Source organism: Paenibacillus sp. AN1007, assembly GCF_040702995.1.
Taxonomy (GTDB): Bacteria; Bacillota; Bacilli; order Paenibacillales; family Paenibacillaceae; genus Paenibacillus.
The window spans coordinates 1,761,945-1,783,871 of the sequence record NZ_CP159992.1 but is presented as its reverse complement, the minus strand read 5'-3'; the positions used below and the strand labels follow the sequence as shown (position 1 = coordinate 1,783,871).

Sequence of the window (21,927 nt, the reverse complement as noted above, 5' to 3'; positions counted from 1 at the left end):
ATCTCCTTCACTTGTTAGATCATCTAAATCGTATTAACCCAGCTTTTTCATTCAGTTCACTGTTTAACTGTAATGATTACTTACTGCATGGATTTCATACGCTGCTTCGTTTCCTGTAACATCTGATACAGCTGCCCATTCTGCGGATCAAGCAGGATTGCATCCTGTAGTGTCTGCAGAGCACTTTCGTATTCATTCAGATCACTGTATGCCAGCGCCAGCATGACATGGGCTTCCACAGACAGCGGGTCCAGCCTAACAGCTTCTTTGAGAAGAAGAGAAGCTTCGACAACGGGCTTGGTGTTTGTTTGAACGGTCTGTTCAAGCAGCATCTTAGCTTTGATCGTCAGCTGCTTCGCCTCAAGTGTCTGCATATGCAGCACGTATTCTTCGGCGCCCTCGGACAATTCCACCGCCTTGCGAGCATATTCCAGCGCAGGAAGCAGATGTTTGCTTCGTGCATGTGTAATGGAACAGCGATAGTACAATTCGGCATGTTCCGGGTGAGCATGGATGGCCGCTTCGAACCAGCGAATGGCCTGCTCAAAATCATTTTGTAATATACAGCGATAAGCCTGCTGCATATAATCTTCCGGTTTCATCATCAAGCTGACCCTCCCCGTGCGGGTGATGGTACAGCATATGTAATCTACGCCTAATCGGTGTTTTTTGGAGTCCACCGATTTGCGTCTCGGGTATTAAATTTATGCATGACTTTGTCATGTGCCTCAGCCAAATCAATACCAAGCGAGTTTGCAAAACATATGGTGATAAATAAAATATCTCCAAGTTCAAGTTCAATAGAATTGGCAGCTTCGGAAGCTTTCTTCGGTTTCTCTCCGAACTCGTGATTCACTTCACGGGCAAGTTCTCCAACCTCTTCAGACATCCGGGCCAGCATGGCCAGAGGACTGAAGTATCCCTCTTTGAACTGGGAAATATAGAGGTCAACCTCACGCTGCATTTCTGCCAGACTTTTCTCCATGAGAGCAGGTTCTCCTTCTATTCTGATGTCGTGTTTGTTCCTAATAATATCAGTTATTGAGGCTCACTTCCACCAGAATCCTGCACAAATCATTTTTAATGTCTGGCACAAATCCGTTTTTAAAGGATATAGAAACAGGTATACTAAGATGGGAATGATTGCTTCCCCATTCTAATTCAAGTATAGAGAGGGATCCTATGAGTACTGCCAAAACGTGGGTTCAATTAAAGCTTGTACTGCCCATTTTGCTGGGTACAGCCTTGTATGCTTTCGGGCTGCTTTATTTTATTATCCCCAATCAGCTGATGGAGGGCGGACTTACCGGAGTTACTGTGCTGATTAACTACGCCTTCGGTGTTTCCCCATCACTGACCACTCTGATTTTAAACGTTCCGCTGTTTCTCATCGGTCTTAAGGTGCTTGGCAGTAGACAAATGGTGTATACCGGAATCGGAATCGGGGCTCTGACTGCTTTCCTCTGGCTGTTCGAGAAGTTGATTCATCGGGGCTGGATTGAACCGTTACATACCGAGAACGATCTGCTCTTAGCTGCCTTATATGCAGGAGTTACCTTGGGAGCCGGCCTAGGCATTGTTTTTCGCTGGGGCGGGACAACCGGCGGATCTGACATTATCGCCCGGATTCTGAACCGAAAATATGGATGGAGTATGGGTCGTGTGCTGCTGGGCATCGATTTTGTCATCATTGGACTGTCACTCATCTACATTCCTAAGGAAAAAATTCTGTATACGTTAGTTGCCGTGTTTATCGCCTCAAAAGTGATTGACTTCATTCAGGAAGGGGCGTATTCCGCTCGCGCGTTTATGATTATCAGCGACCACGCTCCCCAGATTGCAGAACAGATTACCAAAGACATGGATCGCGGAGTAACACTTATTCCGGCCATTGGCGCATACTCAAAACAAGCCAAACATATGGCCTACTGTGTTATTTCCAGACAGGAATTCCGCAGACTGCAGACGATTGTTCGTTCCATCGACCCGAGAGCTTTTGTCATTATCAGTGACGTGCATGATGTGCATGGAGAAGGCTTCAAAGAAAGCTAACTTCATTAACCTTTAGGGAATACAAAAAACCTCTTCCGTTCTAACAGCCAGGAGATTGGCCTGCTGCGGCAGGAGGTTTTTTTATTTTCTGATAAATGATTAGGAAGCAGGTTCACTAACGGCGATATGTAAAGATATCCTGCTGCTGTGCACGATATTTGCGGTATCCCGCATAACAAAGTGCCGCAGCGATAGCTGAACTGATGACCAGGCCGGCTGCCCGGCGGTCGGCACCCTGTACAAAAGGCACAAAGGCACTCTCGTCCTTCTCACGTCCAAACAATCCGTTTACCAATTCTTCTCCATGAGCGGCCATGCTCCGAATCTGCGAAGTATCAGACTGCTTGGCTTGTGTCAGTCCTTTAAGATGGGATAACCACGCATCGATCTGTGCAATCTGATACGGTTCAAGACGAATCATCGCTGCGGGACGGATCGTTTCGTAGTGATCCTCAAGAACGCTGTAACGATTAGCCAGAACCGCTGCCGTCTCGTTCTGATTCGCTGCCAGTGACAGCGCATCCAGATCATTCTTCACGATCTTGTAATATTGAAGCCAGAGCGGTTTGGCCGGATTGGCCAGACTGTCCGCTGCAAGTCTGAGTTTGGCCGAGGCCTGCTGCAGCAAAGGCTTATCGCCTTTGAATTTGGCCGCAGCCTCTTTAACCTCTACCACCGTCTCGGACAAGGCATGAATGCCCTCAACTGAAGTTTTCCCCTCGAACGAAACATGCTCCAGACTATTACTGATACGCACAATACTCGCGCGTACCTCCTCCATATTATTTTCGAGCGCTTGACGGTATAATACAGCCGCTTCTTCGTTTAATTGTGCAATCGAGGAATTAGAGGATACTTCCTGGTTACCATTTGGATTGGATTCATCACTTTGCGCGGATACCAGGTACGAACCATGTGTCCAAAGCAGCAGAGCCATGAGTGATACCGACAACCAGCCCGTCATACTCCTGAATGTTCTCTTCATGGACATCCCTCCCATCATCAATGTATGGTGAGGAATGTCCGGTTAGAACAAACCTGGCAAGTACGTTCAGGCTCTTTTGGCCTGCCTTAAGGCAAGCCACGCGGCGAGAATACTTACAATGGTCAAAGTGAACGTAAAATTGCGAACAGCTTGTACATGCTGATACAGCGCCGCAGGAAGCCAAGGATAAATGTCATATGTATAATCCATCGTATCGTTCAGCAGCGTCCAGAGACCTGCCACAATCAACGACAACCAGCGGAAGCCAAAGAAACGTACATAGATCAGTGCCTCAATGGCCATCGCACTGTGGGAAGCAATCAGCATCCAATCCTGCCAATGCTGTGCACCTCCTTGAGCCCAACCTGCGAAAATAATGGATACAGCCCACACACCATATTTTACAGAAGTGACGACTGCCAGAGCCTGAATAACATGCCCGATGCGCCGCAGAACTGCCGACTTCACCGGATACAGTATCCACAACAAGGCTAATGTAAAAAACAAGCTCGCTGTCGGGCTGTCCGGGACAAATACGATCTGCCACACCGGCTGCTGTGCCAGTGTCAGCTTCATCTGCTCGCCATACCAGATATAGCCATAAACCGTGCCGAGCGCATTACACCAGAACAAAAGCCACAGGAAATACCGATGGGTCAGAAACTCCCTGCTCCAGAAAAACGATAAAGCCACGTGCACTGCACCTTCTTTCTCTATTCTTTTATTGATCTCCATTCCGGCAGCTGAATACCGTGTTTCCTCCAAAAGACTTCAAAAAAACCTGATCGAATAACGATCAGGTTTTTTCATTAATTCGATTTTACTGTTCTGCCTTCTGTTTCGCAAGCCATTCGGCTAGGTGAGTGATTTCCTCATCGGTAACCCCTTGGGCTATAGCGTTGTCATACATTTGAGGCATACCATTGTAGCCATCTTTAATAATCGTTACAATCTCTTCCTGGCTGTGTTTGTCGCCAACACCCCGGAGAGAAGGCGCATTGCCTTGGCCTTTCATATCAGCTGCGTGGCAGCCAATACATCCGGCTTTTTTGTACGTTTCCATCGCAGGATCGTCTTTGTCCACAATCGCGATCTCTTCCTGCTGCTGACCTGGCGCGTTGGAAGTAGGCAGTCCCTGTTCATGTTTCTCCAGGGCCTCTTCCTCCCGCTGAATATGCTCCGGTTTCTGTCCTGTCGCTTCAAGCTCATGTTTGTAATGTGTCCACGCTACATTCGTGAGATAGAACACCGAAATAACAGACAGCAGCATTAAAGACGATGCAATTGGACGTTTGTAAAAACGACGTTCTTTCCCTGTATCCAGGAAGGGGGCCAGAAGCAGCGCTCCGAAAGCAACACCACTGACACCCAGCACGCCGAGCAGAACGTAGTCTCCCGATGCGTAAGGATACTTCAGATACTGATACAGAAAAAGAAAGTACCAGTCGGGCATCGGAATAACCGATGCACTTGGATTAGCCGGATACCCGAGAGGTGCTGGTTCCGAGATGGTCAGCACCAGAATACCAACCAGGACAACAACCCCTACCATCCATTCCTTCAGCAAAAAGTTAGGAATAAATGCTTCCGATTTGCCAGGGTATGCGGTGTAATCCGGCGGAGTAATAAACCCCGAGCCTTTGCGGACGCGTGAATCACCGACAAAGATAACCTTTTCTTCATCCTTGTTCTTGTGCCCGTGAGCCATTACCTTTCCTCCCTTCTCTCGTTTATAGTGGTCCCGAAATGCCCTGTCTTCGGATCATAATAAAGTGTCCGACCAGCAGCACCAGCAGCACCGCAGGGAGGAAGAAGACATGCAGTGCGAAGAACCGTGTCAGTGTCTGTGCACCAACGATCGTTCCTCCCTGCAGGAACTCCTTGATGATCGGTCCAAGCCAAGGTACAGTGTTCGCGATCTCCAGCGTTACTTTTGTTGCGAAATAAGCTTTGTTGTCCCAAGGGAGCAAATATCCGGTCAAACCCAGACCCAGCATGACGAAGAATATCAACATGCCTACAACCCAGTTCATTTCACGCGGAGCCTTGTAAGAGCCTGTGAAGAATACACGCATCGTATGTAAGAACATCATGACGATAACCAAACTGGCTCCCCAATGGTGCATACCGCGTACAATCTGGCCAAAAGCTACTTTCGTCTGCAAATACTCTACACTTGCGTATGCATTAATAATATCCGGTACGTAGTACATTGTCAGGAACATGCCTGACAGAATCTGAATAACTGTAATAAAAAACGTCAATCCGCCAAAACAGTATACGAATGCGGAAAAGTGATGCGCCGGGTTTACATGCTCTGGCACTTCATGATCCGCAACGTCCCGCCAGATTGGCGTGATGTCAAGACGCTCATCAATCCAGTCATAGACATTTTTAAACATCTGCGTTCACGCCTCCTATTTCACTCGGGTGTTCGGAACAATCTCGCCCAGATAAACCCAGCCTTGTTCCTCCTTAACCACGTATTCATCCAGTGGTTTCGGGGCAACGGCAAGATTCTTCCCTTCCTTGTCATAGTGCGCACCGTGACATGGGCAATGGTACTCATTCGGATAATTTTTGTCACTGTTCCAGCCTACTGTACAGCCCAGATGTTTGCAGATAGGTGAAAGTGCGTAAATTTTTCCTTGTTCATCCTTGCGAATCCATGCCACCAACGAGGCATTACTCAAATACCAGCCATCCTGCTGTTTCAGTTCAAACGTAAATTCTTGAGGTTCATTTGTAATTTTGCTGATCTCAGCCACTTTGACAGAGGTTCCTTCTCCCTTGTGCTGCAAAATCGGGTCCACCGCAAAACGGACCATAGGAAGAATTGCACCGGCGGCCATGTAGGCTGTAGCTCCACCAAGCGTGTACGTCAAAAACTGCCTGCGCGACATTTCCATTCTGCTTGGCGGTTTAATCGAGGCTTCGTGCTGGTCATGCTCACTGCTCATACTGTCTCCAACCCCCTTTTTCAGCCAACTCTCTCAACCGTTTTCATTATCATAAATTCCACGACTTACTAGAACATACATAATCATATAGTAGCCCCAGAACACCGTCAAGAATTTGTCACACATTTTTAAGCTTCATTTGTAAGCGTTATTAAAAAACTGTTGGAAATTTGTCACATTTGTCATCAAGACGTCACTTTTTCCATAAATCTCGAATACATTCCCCAACATACCCTGCTATTGCTTCACTTCCCATTTCTTGAACGAGATCCCTTTGACTTAAAAGCAAGTCTGCATGCGGAATTTCCATATTCAAAAAAGATCCATCTGCTGACATAATAACCACATATTTGAAACCAGAAGCTTTTAGTTCCGAGGACAAGGTATTTAATGTCATTGACATTTCCGTACTCGTGTAATGATAGGCCGGATACGTCATAATTCGACCTTTAAATGGAATTTCAACCATGTCCATAAAATCTCTAAGCCGTTCCAGCGCTTCAGTTGCTTGAACCGGAGACTGTTTACCGTTCATAGCTGTGAACGGAACAAGGCATGTGTCCAAATAGAGCTGCAGTTCAGCCCAGCTGTCTTGATTCATCTCGCTGAATTTCAATTCCCTATATCCCCTTCCTATCCATTTTATTCCCATATTATATATGAGCATATGTTATAAAGCCAGATATTCATTTCATTTAGATGTATATATCAAAAAAAGGAATGCGCAGCTGCGCATTCCTCTGTAGTCAGTTTACTCTTATTCTATATGATCCGTCGTTGATCTGTTAATTGATCGTTCTCAGTTCATCCGTCAGATTCCGGAAAGCTACTTCGTCTCCGGCAGCCAACGCCTTGTCGATTTCCAAATAAAGCTTCTCACTCCGCTGTTTGCGAAGCGCCTCGTCCCAGACCATCTCAGCTGCCAGCCCCAACATGACTTCATACGTAACTTTCATTTTATCCAATAGGATGCACCTCCAAAACGGATTTAAGAGCTCCTATATTCTCTTCCTTTGATCACATAACCCAGTGAAGTTTTCGACATCCGCTGCAGATCAGCTTCGGTCAATTCACGAATCACTCTGGCCGGCGTGCCCAAAGCGAGAGTATAGGGCGGAATTTTACTATTCTCAGTCACCACAGAACCGGCTCCAATCAACGAATACTCACCGATATCAGCACCATTAAGCACAATGGCCCCCATGCCAATCAATGTCCCTGTTCCAATGGTACAACCATGTATGATTGCAGCATGTCCTACAGAGACATCATCCCCCAGAATTAGGGGCTGATTGGTGTTCACATGTCCGACAGCATTATCTTGAATATTGCAGCGCTTTCCAATCTTGATAGGCGCCAAGTCAGCCCGCAGGACCGCATTAAACCACACAGAAGATTCTTCTCCCATATGCAGATCACCTATCAATTTCGAACCTTCAGCCATGTATATCGAAGGGTGCAGCTGTGGTTGTATACCTTGGTATGGAATTATCATTCGTATCACTCCTTAATTTGGGAGTGATTGTAGCAACTTGTCCTTCACTTGTCAAACTCGATCTGCTTAACATCAGCCGAGATTGAGCGGCAGGAGGCTGCAAGTCTTGATCCCCAGGCAGTCATCTGCACTGTTCTACCCTGTTCATGCACACCTGCGCGAATCAACCCGAGGTGCTGCATCATTCTGATGATTCTCTTTTCATATATGTCTTCTGCAGTATCGTAATAGAACGGCTGAATGAAGGGTCCGATTTGCTTAAAAAGCGATTCCGTCGTAGACCAATCACCTGCACATTCACCTGTCCAGTACACAATTGAGGACAGATTAGGAACAGCACCTTTATAAAGTCTTAACCAAAACCGAAACAGCTGTATCATCTCCGCAGCGTTCTCGGCCCCCAGCTTTTCTTCACCAGCCACTGTCAGTTTCAAAGCACAATGTTCTTCACGGATCAACCGGTTATGAAAGGCGTAATCATACACCAGTGCGAAGCGGTCAGGGTAATCTTTGAACGAACGGCCGTATCCGAAGCGCCATCCGGATCTGCCCACCAGTTCTTCAGAGATATGCAGATGCTCCATAAGCTGCTGCTGTGAACGGCGATACATCATCCCTTCCGCATTAACAGCGATCTCATGCTGCTTCACAAACTTTAGGAAAAGCTTCAGGTCTTCTGCCATCAGATGGTATTCCTCGCGATACATAGACGGTTCGGATGTCTTGACGATACCCGCTCTTAAATGTGCAGCTAACACATCTCTGAACCTGAGTTTCAAATCTTGAGGCACTTGATAGAGATACCTGGTCTGCTGCGTAGTCCCGTTGAAGAGCCATCCGCTTTGGGTAAAGCGAATGATAAGATCTCGGGGACTCGAACCTGCCTCACTCTCCTTTTTGTCCATCGATTGACGGGCTATGGCGATGAGCTCTTCCATACCATAATACTGGCGGGGATCAAATAACAGGTTATTTAAAAACCGTTGGTCAGCCTGATTCAATTGACGTACCTGCTGCTCAAAGAAAGGTTTGCTGCCCAATGTCGAGAGGATGCTCTGGATGAGTTCATGTTTGGAATTGGGCTTGCATTCGCATTGATAGTAATCTGCTATTCGATTAAGCTGGCCAATATCAGCAAAAGTCAGCATATCTGCTAGATTCATGGGTCCATCGCCTCGCCCGCTCACTGTTTTCGGCTGCTGATTAAGACCTGAAACAGTGTGGTTTTGTAAACATGGTTGACGGATTCTCCATAATCTAAACCTCTTTTTGTAAACTTTTTTTGTTTTTCACCATCTTATGCCTGAAATTGTGCAATCAGAAGAAAAACAATAGAGTACACTCGGTATTTCCATCCATTCTCTCAAATCAATATTACATAGATAAAAAAAACAACCTGAGCTGTATCACTCAGATTGTTCGGCAGTGTCCATCGACAGATGTTGTGTGCAATTGTATAAAAGCGGAATCCAGTCCTCACGTTCTTTTTCAAGAATGGTCAGGGACAAGTTACCAATTCGCTCTTTGTATTTATCTTGAAATAACGCTGTTAACAGGTTGGCAAGGAAAGCACCATGCGTTACAATCAATACATTTTCCTGCGAGTGAGAAGACCATAAATCCTCTAGAAATGCCACCGCACGTACCTGAATATCCGCGATGTTCTCTTGTCCTAGGTCAAGTGTATCCCAGGATTCTCCCCATCTCGCAACTCTCTCATCCGAAGTAAGGCCCTCCACTTGGCCAAAACCTCTTTCCTTCAATCGTGCATCCGGTTCAAGCATCGGTACCTGAAGCATTTGTGAAAGGATTTCGCCTGTCTCCTGCGCCCTTGATAAGCCGCTGGTTACAATATAATCCCAGTGATACTTTTCAGACTGCAGACGTCTACCGAGACGTTCTGCCTGCCTGCGTCCTTCCTCGTTCAACGGAATATCTGTCTGTCCTTGTATACGGCCAGCTGCATTCCAATCTGTGAGACCATGACGAACAAGTCCGATCCGCACACTCATCCCTCATTTCTTCACCCGTTGACATCCAGGTTGGTTACCTACACACCCACACCTTGTTTGCGTTTAGTCGTCGATCGATGCATACGCCCAAGTGAAAACAAAGCCATCCCGATTGCCAGCAGGGATAACGCCATCCAGTACTGTGGATAGGCAGGGCCCATACTCACAACAAAAGGTTCAATAATGCTCCCCTTATCCGCTTGCGGAATGCTGTACTGGTATAATTCCGAGGATGAAGATGCACTTCCGGCAACTCCTGTCTCAAGAATACCTGTAGTGATAACATTGGACTTCTCAGCCTCTGATACTGCTGGCTTAAACATCGCCATGTACAGGGAAGCTGCATAAAAAAATAGCCAGGAACGCTGCAATCCATAAAGACATATGTTTACGGATCGCCGCAGAGAAACGATTCACCTTTGCCTCTTCCGGCAGCAGCCATGGAGACTCCGCATAAATCCGGTCCATAACATTACGGTTAACTCTCTCTGCCTGCTGCTCTGTTACGGGTGCCGGAATACTGTGCAGGAGCATCTGGGCTTCCTCCCAGACTTCAAACTGCTCCGAACACTCTTCACAACCAGCGAGATGTGCTTGAAATGCAATTCGCTGTGGATGAGATTTCGGCAAGTCCCAGACCAGTGCAAACAGTTCCTGGGCTTCATTGCAATTCATCGGTTCTTCATCCCTTCATATGGCTCGTACATCGGCTCGAAGAAATAAGGTTCCAACTGTGTTTTTACGCTTGATCTTGCCCTAAACAGCAGCGATTTCACAGAACTGACGCTCTGTCCCAAAATACCCGCAATTTCCTGGTAGTCCAGCTGATCATACTCTCGAAGTATAATCGCAGAGCGCTGCTTCTCTGGCAGATTGTTAATCGCATCCCTAACCAGCATAACCCGCTCGCTGCGCAGCACAGCATGCTCTGGAGCATTCTCCATCGGAGCAACAGGAACTACACCGCTCTCTTCGAGCGGAACGTTTCCACTACGCTGTTTGCGAAGCTCACTCAATACCGTATTTCTGGCAATGGTATACAGCCAGGTGGAGAATGAAGCGTCCACCTCACGGAAAGAGTGTAAACTGCGGAACGCCTTGTAGAATGTCTCAGAACAGAGATCTTCCGCCAGCAGCTCCATATTGGAACTTTTCAACATATGATATACGAAAGCCAGTATTTTACGCTGATAACGACTCATCAGCTCGGAATATAACTCCACGTTACCTTCCTTGATCTCTCGAATCAACTGGGAATCCGTCATTTGAGTGCGACCCCTCCTCGCCCATCCATGTGCTTCTCCCCGTTCGACTCTATCCATGTATTACCGAACAGGCGTAAAAAAGTTGCGGTTTCAACCGCATAAAAAAAGCGTCAAGCGCCATTCACGGCCCTTCCGCCAAATTCCCCTATGTAATGGCAATTTCCCCAACGTTTCTACATAACAGTAACATTGTACAACGGTCTGCATCATCCTGGCAAATCCGTTGGATTCCGCTTTAGCCCGACTTGACATTCATATGCCGCTTAATTCGTCGTCATGACTTCGTTTCAAGGCTTCTTGGAAGCCTTGCATAATATAGACGTGTTAAGTTCTAAAAAGGTTACAAAAATGAAATATTTTTTTCAAAAAAATTTTATGATGCTGTTAACTGTATTGTTTATGCCGTCAGCTGCTTGCTTCATCTCCGGAATTCAGCTGTAGTAGAGATTCATTTCCCTAAATTTCCGCCAAATCTAACTTTATACAAATATTTTTGTTCAAAGTGTTGACAAAATGAAAACGTATACATATAATAAAAGTACAGTATGGTTTCTCTCCACTCCTATCCAATAACTGTATTGCTCCACGTGAGCAATGGCCGCTTATGTAAGCGGTCTTTTTTTTGTCCTTAAATGCTAAATCCTCTTTCAATTACAAAAAAGAGGGCTTTCGCCCTCCCTCTGCCGCCTAAACCCAAACCTGATATCCCAGAGAATCCAGCAATGCCTTCGCCTTTTCCATGTCCTCTTCTTGGCGAAAAGACAGCCGCATAATCCCCGGCACATCCACGCGGTTTTCAATAATTTCAAGGTTGCTCAAGTTGATATCATTTGCCCCGAGCTCTGTTGCAATTTTACCGATCATCCCCGGTGCATCCTGTACGTCTGTATACAGATCAAACAAAGGCGAGATCATGCCTTTGCGCCGCTCAGGCAGTACACTGCGGAATTCACGTGCCTGACGGAATGCATCTTCAATGCCTTCCCCGTTCTGCTGTTCCAGCATCGTTGTAAAAGCCGTCATCTGACTGTTCCAATCCTTAAGCAGGTCCAGCAGCACCTCCCGATTGCTTAACAGGATATCCCTCCAAACAATGGCGTCACTGGACGCAATCCGTGTAATATCCCTAAAACCGCCTGCAGCCAGCATTTTATACAATGGATTGGATTCATTGTACTCACGCACCTGATTGACCAAGGCAACAGCAATAACATGAGGCAGATGACTGATGGCCCCAACAATATCATCATGCAGCAGCGGCTCTACCCGAACAATCTGGGCCCGGGTATACGCTAACAGCTCGGACAAACGGCTGTACGCCTCCTCAGGCACATGCACGGAAGGAGTCAGCACATAATAGGCGTTCTCGAATAATACGGCTGAGGCCGCATCCACGCCTGCTCGTTCGGAACCCGCCATCGGGTGCCCCCCGATAAAGTACGCATCCTTCAATCGGACATGTTCTGCACAAGCGGCGATGGAAGCTTTGGTGCTGCCAACATCTGTAATGATGCAGCCCTTTTTCAGCGGTAGTCTGGATAGTTCTTCAAAATAAGCTTCCAATAGGCCAACAGGCACACACAAAAAAATGAAGTCGGCATCCTGCACCGCTTCCTCCAGAGAGAGCGTTGCAGCATCCACTACTCCGCTCGCTATGTACTTGTCTTTTAATTCCTCTAAATGTGCGTAACCCATCACGGTAATCCCCGGCTTGCCTTTGAAGCAAAGCGCTAGTGAACCACCGATGAGCCCGACACCAATCATTGCAATTTTTATTGTCATCGGTCCTCACTCTTTTCGTCGCCAGTATTAAGGGCGTGCTGCCGTGTTCTCCGCCAGTGTGTTCTCCAGCGCTGTTACAAAAGCACGATTCTGCTCCGCTGTTCCTACAGACACACGAATGTACGTTGGATAGACGTGAAAGCCCGAACGAACGATAATGCCCTGTTTTAACAAAGACTGAAACGCTGTAACGGATGGCATGTTCACATCGACCAAAATAAAATTCCCTTGTGATGGGAAGTAAGGTAGTCCAAGGCGAGAAAATTCATTTTGCAGCCAAGCCCGATCTGATGCATTGCGCTTCGCACATTCTTGGACAAAATTCTGATCCTGAAGTGCAGCCTTTGCTGCGACCTGTCCAAAGCGGGAGGTATTGAACGGTTCGCGTACACGGTTAATCAGATCGATGATCTCCGGACGTGCGACCCCGTAGCCTATACGGAGCGATGCCAAGCCATAGATTTTGGAGAAGGTCCGCAGGACAACCAGATTCGGATAACGATCAATCAGCGGAATACTTTGCGGATAAGCTTCATCGGTTACGAATTCATAATAAGCCTCATCCAGCACAACCATTACACTTGACGGTACCTGATCCATAAAGCCGATGAGCTCTTGTTCAGAAATAATCGTGCCGGTTGGATTATTTGGATTGCACACCCACACGGCTTTGGTTTTCTCGTTAATCCGGGCGAGCATTGCCGGCAGGTCATGAGTGCCATCCTTCAAAGGCACTTCAATCGTTACGGCGCCTTCGATATCCGCATTGCTTTTATATACGGAGAAGGTCTGGTCCGCCATAATCGTTTCATCTCCAGGGAGAAAAAACGCCCGCGTGATCAGCGCAATGATTTCATCCGATCCACATCCGAATATCAAATGATCTCGCTCCACCCCGAGGTGCTTGGCAAGCACCTCGGTCAGTTCAGCAGAGCTGCCGTCAGGATAGATGCTTACGTTAGCCATTTCTCTTGTAATGGCATCCAGTACAGCGGGAGAGCTGCCATACGGATTCTCATTGGAGGCCAGCTTAATGACTTGCTCCAGCCCCAGCTCACGTTTGACTTCTTCAATCGGTTTGCCCGGCTTATAGACAGGCAGATTGACAATCTGGGATTTCGGTTTCAACTTGACCGCCTCCTGTTATTCAAAAAATTAGAGTAACGTGTACATAAATCGTTCAACACATATCGTTATCCTTTTAATTGTGCCACAAAGCTGCGAATTTGCAACAGTCCTGCTTCACGAGTATCCGGTTTTTCAAGCAGCGGAATCGCCTCTTCCACCTGGCGCACAATAGCACTTCCAACCACGACACCGTCACAGATACGAGAGAAGTGAGCTACCTGCTCATGACTGGAGATTCCGAAGCCCACGGCAACAGGAAGGTCCGTTAAACTCTTCACTGTTTCAATAAAACTCTCTACCCCATTGAAGAAGGATGCACGTTCACCTGTAACGCCGAGGGAAGATACACAATAGATGAACCCACGTGCCCCGGTAACAATTCGCTCAATTCGGGCATTCGACGTAGGAGCTACAAGTGGAACCAGATGAACACCCGCCTGATCGGCACGGCGGCGCATATCTTCTGCCTCCTCAATCGGTAAGTCCGGAATAATCATTCCGCTGATATCGTGTTTAATTAACTCGTCAAAAAATACATCCAGCCCCGTTTGCAGCACTGGATTGTAATACGTGAACAGGACGAATGGCAGCTTCACGCCTGCTTCACGAGCTTTGGCTGCAGTTTCCATCACCGTACGAATCGTAATTTGGCTTTTCAATGCGCGCTCGGAAGCACGCTGAATGACAGGACCGTCTGCGAGTGGGTCGGAATACGGCACACCAAGTTCCAATATGTCTGCTCCAGCGTGTTCCAGCTCTTTGATAATATCAATGGTAGTGTTCACATCAGGATCACCAACGGTAAGAAACGGGATAAGTGCTGTACGATTTTGTTCTTTTAATTGCTGGAAGGTTTGATCCATCAGATTCATTACAAGTTACCTCCCGTATACTTCATAATGGATTCTACGTCTTTATCTCCGCGACCAGACAAACAGATAACAACGATATCATCAGCTGTCCGTTCAGGCGCCAGCTTTACAACCTGAGCAACCGCGTGGGCCGACTCCAGCGCAGGAATAATACCTTCTGTACGGCTTAACAGCTGCAGTGCATCCAGGGCTTCCTGATCCGTAATCGGAACATATTGTGCCCGTTCAATATCCTTTAAGTACGAGTGCTCCGGTCCAACACCCGGATAATCCAGACCCGCTGAGATGGAGTGTGCAGGCTGTACCTGTCCATACTCATCCTGCAGCAGATAACTCATCGAGCCTTGGAATACACCATGTGTACCTTTACTCATCGTCGCCGCGTGGTACTCGGTATCCACACCTTTACCTGCTGCTTCAACACCGACCAATTTCACATCCTGATCTCCGATAAAAGGATAGAACATGCCAATCGCGTTACTCCCGCCGCCCACAGCCGCTACGATAACGTCCGGAAGGCGTCCTTCAATCTCCTGAATCTGACGACGTGTCTCATCCCCGATTACACGTTGGAAATTTCGAACCATCATCGGATACGGGTGAGGCCCAACAACAGAACCTAATACATAGAAGGTATCTTCCACATTGCTGACCCAATAACGAAGCGCTTCGTTCCCTGCATCCTTTAGTGTGCGTGTGCCCGATGTCACCGGGATCACCTCTGCTCCGAGCAGTTTCATGCGGAATACGTTAAGCTGCTGGCGCTGCGTATCTTCCTCACCCATGAATACTTTACACTCCAGTCCGAGCAGTGCAGCGACAGTTGCTGTTGCAACGCCATGCTGGCCCGCGCCGGTTTCGGCAATAACTTTCTTTTTGCCCATACGTTTGGCAAGCAGTCCTTGTCCAATCGCATTGTTGATTTTATGTGCACCTGTATGATTCAAGTCTTCACGCTTAAGATAAATTTTTGGTCCGCCCAGATGACGGGACAACTGCTCCGCGTGATACAGCGGTGTCTCCCGCCCGGAGTATTCACTCAGCAGATAGTTCAGTTCTTTGTTAAACTCTTCATCTTCAGAGAAGCGGCTGTATGCTTCCTCAAGTTCAATTAGTGCGTTCATTAGTGTCTCGGGTACGAAACGGCCTCCGAAGAGACCGAAACGCCCATGCTCATCCGGCAATTGATGCGTCATGCCTGCTTCACCCTTTCTACAAATGCTTTGATTTTAGTTATATCTTTAAGACCTTCCGTCTCCACACCGCTTGATACGTCTACGCCATCAGGTCTGTACATTAAAATTAATTGCTGCACGTTGTCCGCATGAAGCCCACCTGCAGCAAACATGGCGATCCGATGTTCAGCAGCCCAATCCGCATATGCAGGTATACGCTCCCAGGCAAATGTTTTGCCGGAGCCCCCGCCATATAAAGGGTCAAAGGTATCAAGCAGTACTGCATCTATATACTCCACATAGGCATGTAACTTCTGCATCGCCGTGTGGTCCGCGTTCTGTCCTGTATCATCTTCGGAAAAAGAAATTGCCTTGAACACCTGCACATTCCAGTGCTCCTTCACTTGTTTGCAAAATGCAGCACTTTCCTGTCCATGCAGCTGGATCACATCCAGAGACACGGTCTGCATCACATGTTCCAGTTCTTGAAGCGTTGGATTCACAAAAACACCTGCAAGCCGCGGACGCTCAGTTACGGACCACTCATTCAAAACCGTTCTCAACACTGCTGCCTGTTCAGGAGTAATTTGGCGGCGGGACTTGGCAAACACAACGCCGATATAATCCACAGGCAAGTTTATCATCGATTTTAGCACTTCAACGTCCTGAAGTCCACATATTTTTACGGCCGTTGACAGCGAGTGTCCTTGTTCGGGAGAACTGCTGCCTCTAAGGTTATCTGTCGAGTTATCCATCATTTTGGTCCCATCAGATCGTAAACAGCGGCTTCAACATTCTCTTTGCGCATGAGATGCTCTCCAACCAGTATACCATGCACGCCAGCTTCGATCAGGGGTTTCGTTGATTCCGCACCGTCGATCCCGCTTTCGCTAATCAGCGTCACACCGGGTGGAATTAATTCCATCAACTCCAGCGTAGTGTTTAAACTGGTTTCGAATGTTTTCAGATTCCGGTTATTTATGCCGACAAGTGTTGCCTCAGGAATCTCTAACACCGTCTCCAGCTCTGCCCGGTCATGAACTTCAATCAAAGCGTCCAGTCCGAGACTTTTCGCAAACGTCAAATATTGACGAATCTGCTGGGGTGTGAGGATGCTTGCAATTAGCAAAATGGCATCTGCTCCAAGAAGTCTAGCTTCAGCAATCTGTTTCTCGTCAATAATAAAGTCCTTGCGTAACAGCGGAATGTTCACTGCTCGGTGGATTGCCTGCAGGTACTCGTTACTGCCTTGGAAATAGGAAACGTCCGTCAGCACAGAGATGCAATCAGCCCCCGCGCGTTCATAGGCAGAAGCAATGTCTACCGGATGAAAATCCGGACGGATCAAACCTTTGGATGGCGAGGCCTTCTTCACTTCGGCAATAAGTCCCAGCTTGCGGTTGCGGTTGCTTGAAAGCGCCTGTTCAAATCCGCGTGCAGCAGGCAGCTGCTCAATCTTCTGCATCGCCTCATCCATGTTAAAAGTCTGTGCAAGTGCCTGCACTTCTTTATGTTTTGTCGCAACAATTCGATCAAGATACATGATTGTACGCCTCCGTTGTATGAATTAACTGTCCCAGCTTACTGGCCGCTTTACCCGAATCCACTGCCTCTGCAGCGATTTTAACCCCGTCTGCAATACTGTCCGCAAGGCCAGATACATAAATACACGCTCCTGCGTTCAGCAGCACAACATCCCGGTAAGCACTGCGTTCACCCTGGAAGATCCGATGTATAATTTCGGCGTTCTGTGCCGCATCTCCTCCAAGCACCGCGTCAAGCGGGTGCATGGACAGCCCCATATCACGTGGATCGATGTCATAGGTGTGCACTTCCCCATTACGCAGTTCTGATACCTGCGTAGGCGCAGAGATACTAATTTCATCCAGTCCATCATGACTGGCAACAACCAGCGCTCTTTTCAAACCAAGGCGGTTAAGAACTTCAGCAATCATCGGCGTTCGGGATCGATCATACAGACCGAGCAGTTGTCGATCAGCTCCAGCAGGATTCGTTAAAGGCCCCAGCATGTTGAAAATGGTCCGCACACCCAGCTCTTTCCTCGGGGCCGCTGCATGGCGCATGGATGGATGGTACACCTGTGCAAAACAGAAGCAGATTCCGATCTCATCCAGGCACTGTCTGGCCTGCTCTCCGTTAAGATGAATATTAACACCGAGTGCCTCTAGTACATCCGCGCTTCCTGCTTTGCCAGAGGCAGAACGATTGCCGTGTTTGGCTACGCGAACCGATACTGCAGAAGCGATAATCGCTGAGGCTGTAGAAATATTGAATTTATGAATACCCGATCCGCCTGTGCCGCATGTGTCCAGCAGTCCTCTACCGTCTGTCAGAATGCGTCCACCCTGTCCCCGCATGGCTTGAGCAAAACCAGTGATCTCATCCACTGTTTCCCCCTTCATGCGAAGCGCCATCAGCAGTCCGCCGATTTGAGCGGGAGTGGCTTCACCTTTCATGATGCAGTTCATCAGCTCACGAGCCTCGTGCTGTTCCAGATGGCAGCCATCCAAAATTTTTGCGAGCACCTGCTTCACTCCTTCTTCCTGTGAAACGGCTGCTTTTGACAGCACCCGGCTGTCATCCATGATTGGGTTTAAGTTCATTACGAGTCTCTCCTCTCTCAGTTCGCTGCCGAAGTTGGTGTAACAAAATAATCCGCGTTAGCCAGATTTAATTTGCGATCTTCAGCTTTTACAGGAAACATCGCTTCCGCTGTTCGAATCGCCTTTAATAATGCCTTCGCTTTGTTCACAGTCTCTTCATATTCCTTCTCAGGTACTGAATCCCATACAATACCGGCCCCGGCCTGCACATATGCTTTTCCTTTTTTGAAAATAATCGTGCGGATGGTAATACATGCATCCATGTTTCCGGAGAATCCGAGATAACCAATCGCTCCGGCGTAGGCACCTCGCGCTTCCTTTTCCAATTCTGCAATAATCTCCATCGCACGCAGTTTCGGAGCACCGGATACCGTTCCAGCAGGTAAACATGAAAGGAAAGCATCGAAGAAATCTTTATCCTCTCTCAGCTCGCCCGTAACGTTCGACACCATATGCATCACGTGGGAGTATCGTTCGATCTCCATAAACATGTCACACTTCACACTGCCGAACGTAGATACACGGCCCAAATCATTTCTTCCCAGATCCACCAGCATCAGATGTTCAGCGCGCTCCTTCTCGTCCTGAAGCAAATCCGCCGCAAGTGCGCGATCCTCTGCTTCCGTTGCTCCTCTGGGACGTGTGCCTGCAATCGGGCGCGTTTCTACGCGATTGCCGTCAACCTTAACCAGTGCTTCAGGCGAGGTTCCTACGATGATTTCATCGTCCATTTTCAGATAGTACATATATGGCGACGGATTCAGTGTCCGCAGTACGCGGTACACATGAAGGGGTGAAACTTCCGTATTAATATGAAAACGCTGGGACAGCACCACCTGGAAAATATCCCCTGAACGAATGTACTCTTTAGCCTGCTCCACATTGCCAATGAATTGTTCTTTCGTCAGGTTCGAACGAACATCTCCCAGATCCACATCCCCCGGAATCGAACGCGGGTTCAGGTTCTCGCCCGGTCCCTGCTGCTGCAAACGCTCAGCCGCTTGTTCCAGCTTCTCGGATGTGGCTGCATACGCCTGTCGAATCTCTTCGTCCGTCGCACCCTCCTTGACATGTACATTACCGACAAGCAGCATATGCTGCTTTACATGGTCAAACACGACGATCTGATCACAGAACATAAACCGAATGTCATCCATATTCAGATCATCCAGCGCATGAGCTGGAAGCTTCTCATAATACTGCAGCAGGTCATATCCGAAAAATCCGATCGCCCCACCCGTGAACGGAGGAAGTTCATCCAGCTTCGGGCTTCGGTATTTGCGAAGCAGTGCTTTAAGTTCTTCAATCGGTTTACCGGGCAGTTCACGAGTCTTCCCGGCTTCCTCCACGACAATGCGGCCTTTCTTCGCTGAAATCATCAAGAACGGATCGGTACCAATGAAGGAGTATCTCGCCCATTGAATGCCGCCCTCTACACTTTCGAGCAGGAATGCACGGTCATTATCCGCATAACGACGGAAGATACGAATCGGCGTCTCCATGTCAGCTAGAATTCGTTTGACAACCGGAATCAGATTATACTCACTTGACATTTTCAGTACTTGGTTAACATTTGGCGTTATCATCAGATCACGTCCTTTCAGATATAGGTTGAAGAAGGTTATGACGACAAAAAACCTCTACCATCAGGTAGAGGTTTGGTTATAAGCTGTATTCAGGCATGCTGCTTCATAAATAACAAGTCCCTATACATATGCTGTCGGAAAATTACAGGTTCCTGTGCCATGATTACTCATGGTATCAGTTGTATTCAGAGAGATCATATACTTGGAAACATCTCGTTTGCAGCATCTTGTCACTTGGCAATGATCCAATAAACTCCCAAGTTAAAAATGTGAAATGCTCCTTCTGTGATATGCGAATAAACGATGTCCTCTGACATGTCTACTCTCTCTTCCTGTAGTGTTCCTTAGCATGACGTACCGTGAAAGCGTTGACCGATTTCAGACGCATCGGCTACCTAACACTGGACTCTGCTATATACTAGACTATACTCAGCTGCTCTCAGCTCAATCTCAAGCTCTACTCAACTGTTTCTCACTATACATGATAATCATTGATTTGACAACCATCACAGTTCAAGAAACTTAACGTCCAGCCAGATCGGGACGTAATGCCTGTGCGCCGTTAAGGTACACATGATGGATTTCATCTTGCGCTTTGGTTGTATTCACATGCACCATGAAACGTATGCAGTTGGCCAAAGCTCCCTTTACAGGCACCTCCAGTGCACACATCAGGGGCACAAGCTCCCAGCCATCCAATTGGCGGATAACCTTCGCAGGAAATGCTGCATCCAGATCCCCAGTCATCGTAATCCACACGCTGCAGATATCCTCCGGGACAATCTTGTTCCGGTCAACAATCTCTTGAAGCAGCACCGCTGTTTCTTTCAAAATCTCTTCTTCATTGTTCTGCGTGACTGTGGTTGCCCCGCGGATTCCCCGTGTAACCATTTCTGTCATTCTCCCTTCCTGAGCAGCTCGATAACTTCGCGAACAGCCGACACCGGCACATCCTTCACGATTCTGGCAGCTCCAATCCGATCAGGAACAATAAAGACCATATGACCTTCACGGAATTTCTTGTCGTGCATCATCGCTTCTATTAAAGCATCCGTACTAAGATGTGCAGGCAGCGTTACCGGAAGTCGAAGCGAACGAAGCATACGCACCGTGTCGTCGTACAGTCCTGCCGGCGCTCCAAGCTTCTCACCGAGCAGTGCTGAACCCGCCATGCCGATTGAAATCGCTTCTCCATGCAGATACTCGCCGTATCCGGCAATAGCTTCGATGGCATGACCAATCGTATGCCCCAGGTTCAGGAGTGCACGTTCTCCATTTTCACGCTCATCGTTAGAGACAATCTCGGCTTTGATACTGCACCCGCGTTCCAGACCGTGTCCGAGTTTATCGGGATCAAGAGCAAGCAGCGCCTCAGCATGTTCTTCACACCAACGGGCGAATGCTTCATCACGGATCAGCCCATGCTTCAGCATTTCGGATAGACCAGCTGACACATCTCTCGGCGGCAGGGACTGCAGCGTATCCACATCATAGAGCACAAGCTCTGGCTGATGAAAAGCACCAATCATATTTTTCGCCAGCGGATGGTTGACCGCCACTTTACCACCAACGCTGCTGTCATGAGCAAGAATAGTTGTCGGTATCTGTACAAACTTGATGCCCCGCATATAGGTAGCAGCTACGAATCCAGCCAGATCGCCGACAACTCCTCCCCCGAGAGCGAGGATTGCCGAGCTTCGGTCCAATTTGCCTTCAATGGCTGCTGTCATCATGTCCTGATATACGGCAAGGGATTTAGAAGTCTCACCTGAAGGCACCACTGCAGATACGACAGAATATCCAGCCGCACGCAGTGTCTGCTCCAGTCCTGGCAGGTATTTCGGAGCCACATGATCATCTGTAATGATCAGAAGCGGGCTTTTTTTGGTCAAACCCGCCTGTTCAAAATACTGCGGAGCCTGAGCAAGCAGACCGCTGCCGATCAAGATGGGATAAGAACGTTCCCCGAGCTGCACTGTCAACTGCCGCAT

26 protein-coding genes are annotated in these 21,927 nt (G+C 48.0%); 1 reads left to right on the top strand and 25 read right to left on the bottom strand.

Annotation, left to right across the window (positions count from 1 at the left end):
- Window positions 1-80 precede the first annotated feature (80 nt).
- Both ABXS70_RS08185 and ABXS70_RS08180 read right to left on the bottom strand, forming a co-directional pair.
- A complete protein-coding gene (locus tag ABXS70_RS08185; RefSeq protein WP_342551679.1) occupies window positions 81-605 on the bottom strand; it encodes a tetratricopeptide repeat protein in 525 nt (174 codons plus the stop codon).
- Window positions 606-655: 50 nt separating this feature from the next.
- Window positions 656-985 (bottom strand): nucleotide pyrophosphohydrolase, encoded by a 330-nt coding sequence (locus ABXS70_RS08180; RefSeq protein ID WP_111271388.1) that lies wholly within the window; start codon window positions 983-985, stop codon window positions 656-658.
- A 197-nt stretch (window positions 986-1,182) separates the two neighbouring features.
- On the opposite strand from ABXS70_RS08180, the gene ABXS70_RS08175 reads away from it, so the two are divergent.
- Complete coding sequence (locus ABXS70_RS08175) at window positions 1,183-2,052, top strand: YitT family protein (RefSeq protein ID WP_366295208.1); 870 nt, start codon at window positions 1,183-1,185, stop codon at window positions 2,050-2,052.
- A 115-nt stretch (window positions 2,053-2,167) separates the two neighbouring features.
- Here the strand turns inward: ABXS70_RS08175 and ABXS70_RS08170 are convergent, their stop codons facing one another.
- The 23 genes from ABXS70_RS08170 to aroB all read right to left on the bottom strand — a co-directional run bounded on the left by ABXS70_RS08170 (window position 2,168) and on the right by aroB (window position 21,927).
- The gene (locus ABXS70_RS08170; RefSeq protein WP_342551681.1) at window positions 2,168-3,037 is read right to left on the bottom strand and encodes a sporulation protein YpjB; all 870 of its coding nucleotides are present in this window, start codon (window positions 3,035-3,037) and stop codon (window positions 2,168-2,170) included.
- 66 nt (window positions 3,038-3,103) lie between these two features.
- On the bottom strand, window positions 3,104-3,730 hold the full coding sequence (locus ABXS70_RS08165) for a DUF1405 domain-containing protein (protein ID WP_342551682.1): 627 nt from the start codon (window positions 3,728-3,730) through the stop codon (window positions 3,104-3,106).
- 127 nt (window positions 3,731-3,857) lie between these two features.
- Window positions 3,858-4,745: a c-type cytochrome gene (locus tag ABXS70_RS08160; RefSeq protein WP_342551683.1), complete on the bottom strand. Its 888-nt coding sequence runs from the start codon at window positions 4,743-4,745 to the stop codon at window positions 3,858-3,860.
- A gap of 22 nt (window positions 4,746-4,767) precedes the next feature.
- Window positions 4,768-5,439, bottom strand: a complete 672-nt coding sequence (gene qcrB, locus ABXS70_RS08155; RefSeq protein ID WP_017687726.1) for a menaquinol-cytochrome c reductase cytochrome b subunit — start codon at window positions 5,437-5,439, stop codon at window positions 4,768-4,770.
- A 15-nt stretch (window positions 5,440-5,454) separates the two neighbouring features.
- Entirely contained in the window at window positions 5,455-5,997 is a 543-nt protein-coding gene (locus tag ABXS70_RS08150) for a ubiquinol-cytochrome c reductase iron-sulfur subunit (RefSeq protein ID WP_342551684.1), read from the bottom strand.
- 193 nt (window positions 5,998-6,190) lie between these two features.
- Window positions 6,191-6,613, bottom strand: a complete 423-nt coding sequence (locus ABXS70_RS08145; protein ID WP_366295204.1) for a DUF2487 family protein — start codon at window positions 6,611-6,613, stop codon at window positions 6,191-6,193.
- 169 nt (window positions 6,614-6,782) lie between these two features.
- Window positions 6,783-6,962 (bottom strand): IDEAL domain-containing protein, encoded by a 180-nt coding sequence (locus ABXS70_RS08140; protein WP_366295201.1) that lies wholly within the window; start codon window positions 6,960-6,962, stop codon window positions 6,783-6,785.
- A 23-nt stretch (window positions 6,963-6,985) separates the two neighbouring features.
- Window positions 6,986-7,492, bottom strand: coding sequence for a gamma carbonic anhydrase family protein (locus ABXS70_RS08135; protein ID WP_366295199.1), 507 nt, complete (start codon window positions 7,490-7,492; stop codon window positions 6,986-6,988).
- Between the two features lie 44 nt (window positions 7,493-7,536).
- Window positions 7,537-8,655: a hypothetical protein gene (locus ABXS70_RS08130; RefSeq protein WP_342551688.1), complete on the bottom strand. Its 1,119-nt coding sequence runs from the start codon at window positions 8,653-8,655 to the stop codon at window positions 7,537-7,539.
- A gap of 243 nt (window positions 8,656-8,898) precedes the next feature.
- Window positions 8,899-9,498: a histidine phosphatase family protein gene (locus tag ABXS70_RS08125; protein ID WP_366296570.1), complete on the bottom strand. Its 600-nt coding sequence runs from the start codon at window positions 9,496-9,498 to the stop codon at window positions 8,899-8,901.
- 44 nt (window positions 9,499-9,542) lie between these two features.
- Window positions 9,543-9,833 carry a hypothetical protein gene (locus ABXS70_RS08120; protein ID WP_366295196.1) on the bottom strand — a complete coding sequence of 97 codons (291 nt, stop codon included), beginning with the start codon at window positions 9,831-9,833 and terminating at the stop codon, window positions 9,543-9,545.
- Window positions 9,820-10,179, bottom strand: coding sequence for a hypothetical protein (locus tag ABXS70_RS08115; RefSeq protein WP_366295193.1), 360 nt, complete (start codon window positions 10,177-10,179; stop codon window positions 9,820-9,822). The genes ABXS70_RS08120 and ABXS70_RS08115 overlap by 14 nt, the downstream gene beginning before the upstream one ends.
- A complete protein-coding gene (locus ABXS70_RS08110) occupies window positions 10,176-10,769 on the bottom strand; it encodes a sigma-70 family RNA polymerase sigma factor (protein WP_090917194.1) in 594 nt (197 codons plus the stop codon). Before ABXS70_RS08110 ends, ABXS70_RS08115 begins: the two co-directional genes overlap by 4 nt.
- Window positions 10,770-11,456: 687 nt before the next feature.
- A complete protein-coding gene (locus ABXS70_RS08105) occupies window positions 11,457-12,551 on the bottom strand; it encodes a prephenate dehydrogenase (protein ID WP_342551690.1) in 1,095 nt (364 codons plus the stop codon).
- A gap of 27 nt (window positions 12,552-12,578) precedes the next feature.
- Window positions 12,579-13,679: a histidinol-phosphate transaminase gene (hisC, locus tag ABXS70_RS08100; protein ID WP_342551691.1), complete on the bottom strand. Its 1,101-nt coding sequence runs from the start codon at window positions 13,677-13,679 to the stop codon at window positions 12,579-12,581.
- 65 nt (window positions 13,680-13,744) lie between these two features.
- Window positions 13,745-14,551 (bottom strand): tryptophan synthase subunit alpha, encoded by an 807-nt coding sequence (gene trpA, locus ABXS70_RS08095; RefSeq protein ID WP_342551692.1) that lies wholly within the window; start codon window positions 14,549-14,551, stop codon window positions 13,745-13,747.
- On the bottom strand, window positions 14,551-15,747 hold the full coding sequence (gene trpB, locus ABXS70_RS08090) for a tryptophan synthase subunit beta (RefSeq protein WP_342551693.1): 1,197 nt from the start codon (window positions 15,745-15,747) through the stop codon (window positions 14,551-14,553). Before trpB ends, trpA begins: the two co-directional genes overlap by 1 nt.
- Complete coding sequence (locus tag ABXS70_RS08085) at window positions 15,744-16,484, bottom strand: phosphoribosylanthranilate isomerase (protein WP_342551694.1); 741 nt, start codon at window positions 16,482-16,484, stop codon at window positions 15,744-15,746. The genes trpB and ABXS70_RS08085 overlap by 4 nt, the downstream gene beginning before the upstream one ends.
- On the bottom strand, window positions 16,481-17,269 hold the full coding sequence (gene trpC, locus ABXS70_RS08080; protein ID WP_366295187.1) for an indole-3-glycerol phosphate synthase TrpC: 789 nt from the start codon (window positions 17,267-17,269) through the stop codon (window positions 16,481-16,483). The genes ABXS70_RS08085 and trpC overlap by 4 nt, the downstream gene beginning before the upstream one ends.
- Entirely contained in the window at window positions 17,259-18,350 is a 1,092-nt protein-coding gene (gene trpD / locus ABXS70_RS08075; RefSeq protein ID WP_366295184.1) for an anthranilate phosphoribosyltransferase, read from the bottom strand. Before trpD ends, trpC begins: the two co-directional genes overlap by 11 nt.
- Before the next feature lie 17 nt (window positions 18,351-18,367).
- Complete coding sequence (trpE, locus tag ABXS70_RS08070; protein WP_366295181.1) at window positions 18,368-19,936, bottom strand: anthranilate synthase component I; 1,569 nt, start codon at window positions 19,934-19,936, stop codon at window positions 18,368-18,370.
- Between the two features lie 522 nt (window positions 19,937-20,458).
- Entirely contained in the window at window positions 20,459-20,827 is a 369-nt protein-coding gene (aroH, locus tag ABXS70_RS08065; protein ID WP_342556378.1) for a chorismate mutase, read from the bottom strand.
- 5 nt (window positions 20,828-20,832) lie between these two features.
- Entirely contained in the window at window positions 20,833-21,927 is a 1,095-nt protein-coding gene (aroB, locus tag ABXS70_RS08060; protein WP_342551697.1) for a 3-dehydroquinate synthase, read from the bottom strand.

Excerpts from the sequence above, each read along its gene's own strand:
- ABXS70_RS08115 (WP_366295193.1), bottom strand. The coding sequence starts at position 10,179 with ATGAATTGCAATGAAGCCCAGGAACTGTTTGCACTGGTCTGGGACTTG.
- trpC (WP_366295187.1), bottom strand. The coding sequence starts at position 17,269 with ATGTATCTTGATCGAATTGTTGCGACAAAACATAAAGAAGTGCAGGCA.
- ABXS70_RS08150 (WP_342551684.1), bottom strand. The coding sequence starts at position 5,997 with ATGAGCAGTGAGCATGACCAGCACGAAGCCTCGATTAAACCGCCAAGC.
- trpE (WP_366295181.1), bottom strand. The coding sequence starts at position 19,936 with ATGATAACGCCAAATGTTAACCAAGTACTGAAAATGTCAAGTGAGTAT.
- ABXS70_RS08170 (WP_342551681.1), bottom strand. The coding sequence starts at position 3,037 with ATGAAGAGAACATTCAGGAGTATGACGGGCTGGTTGTCGGTATCACTC.
- ABXS70_RS08110 (WP_090917194.1), bottom strand. The coding sequence starts at position 10,769 with ATGACGGATTCCCAGTTGATTCGAGAGATCAAGGAAGGTAACGTGGAG.
- ABXS70_RS08120 (WP_366295196.1), bottom strand. The coding sequence starts at position 9,833 with ATGGCGATGTTTAAGCCAGCAGTATCAGAGGCTGAGAAGTCCAATGTT.
- aroH (WP_342556378.1), bottom strand. The coding sequence starts at position 20,827 with ATGGTTACACGGGGAATCCGCGGGGCAACCACAGTCACGCAGAACAAT.
- trpD (WP_366295184.1), bottom strand. The coding sequence starts at position 18,350 with ATGAACTTAAACCCAATCATGGATGACAGCCGGGTGCTGTCAAAAGCA.
- ABXS70_RS08185 (WP_342551679.1), bottom strand. The coding sequence starts at position 605 with ATGATGAAACCGGAAGATTATATGCAGCAGGCTTATCGCTGTATATTA.
- trpB (WP_342551693.1), bottom strand. The coding sequence starts at position 15,747 with ATGACGCATCAATTGCCGGATGAGCATGGGCGTTTCGGTCTCTTCGGA.
- ABXS70_RS08175 (WP_366295208.1), top strand. The coding sequence starts at position 1,183 with ATGAGTACTGCCAAAACGTGGGTTCAATTAAAGCTTGTACTGCCCATT.
- ABXS70_RS08105 (WP_342551690.1), bottom strand. The coding sequence starts at position 12,551 with ATGACAATAAAAATTGCAATGATTGGTGTCGGGCTCATCGGTGGTTCA.
- qcrB (WP_017687726.1), bottom strand. The coding sequence starts at position 5,439 with ATGTTTAAAAATGTCTATGACTGGATTGATGAGCGTCTTGACATCACG.
- ABXS70_RS08160 (WP_342551683.1), bottom strand. The coding sequence starts at position 4,745 with ATGGCTCACGGGCACAAGAACAAGGATGAAGAAAAGGTTATCTTTGTC.
- ABXS70_RS08085 (WP_342551694.1), bottom strand. The coding sequence starts at position 16,484 with ATGATGGATAACTCGACAGATAACCTTAGAGGCAGCAGTTCTCCCGAA.
- ABXS70_RS08130 (WP_342551688.1), bottom strand. The coding sequence starts at position 8,655 with ATGAATCTAGCAGATATGCTGACTTTTGCTGATATTGGCCAGCTTAAT.
- ABXS70_RS08135 (WP_366295199.1), bottom strand. The coding sequence starts at position 7,492 with ATGATAATTCCATACCAAGGTATACAACCACAGCTGCACCCTTCGATA.
- aroB (WP_342551697.1), bottom strand. The coding sequence starts at position 21,927 with ATGCGGCAGTTGACAGTGCAGCTCGGGGAACGTTCTTATCCCATCTTG.
- ABXS70_RS08180 (WP_111271388.1), bottom strand. The coding sequence starts at position 985 with ATGGAGAAAAGTCTGGCAGAAATGCAGCGTGAGGTTGACCTCTATATT.
- trpA (WP_342551692.1), bottom strand. The coding sequence starts at position 14,551 with ATGAATCTGATGGATCAAACCTTCCAGCAATTAAAAGAACAAAATCGT.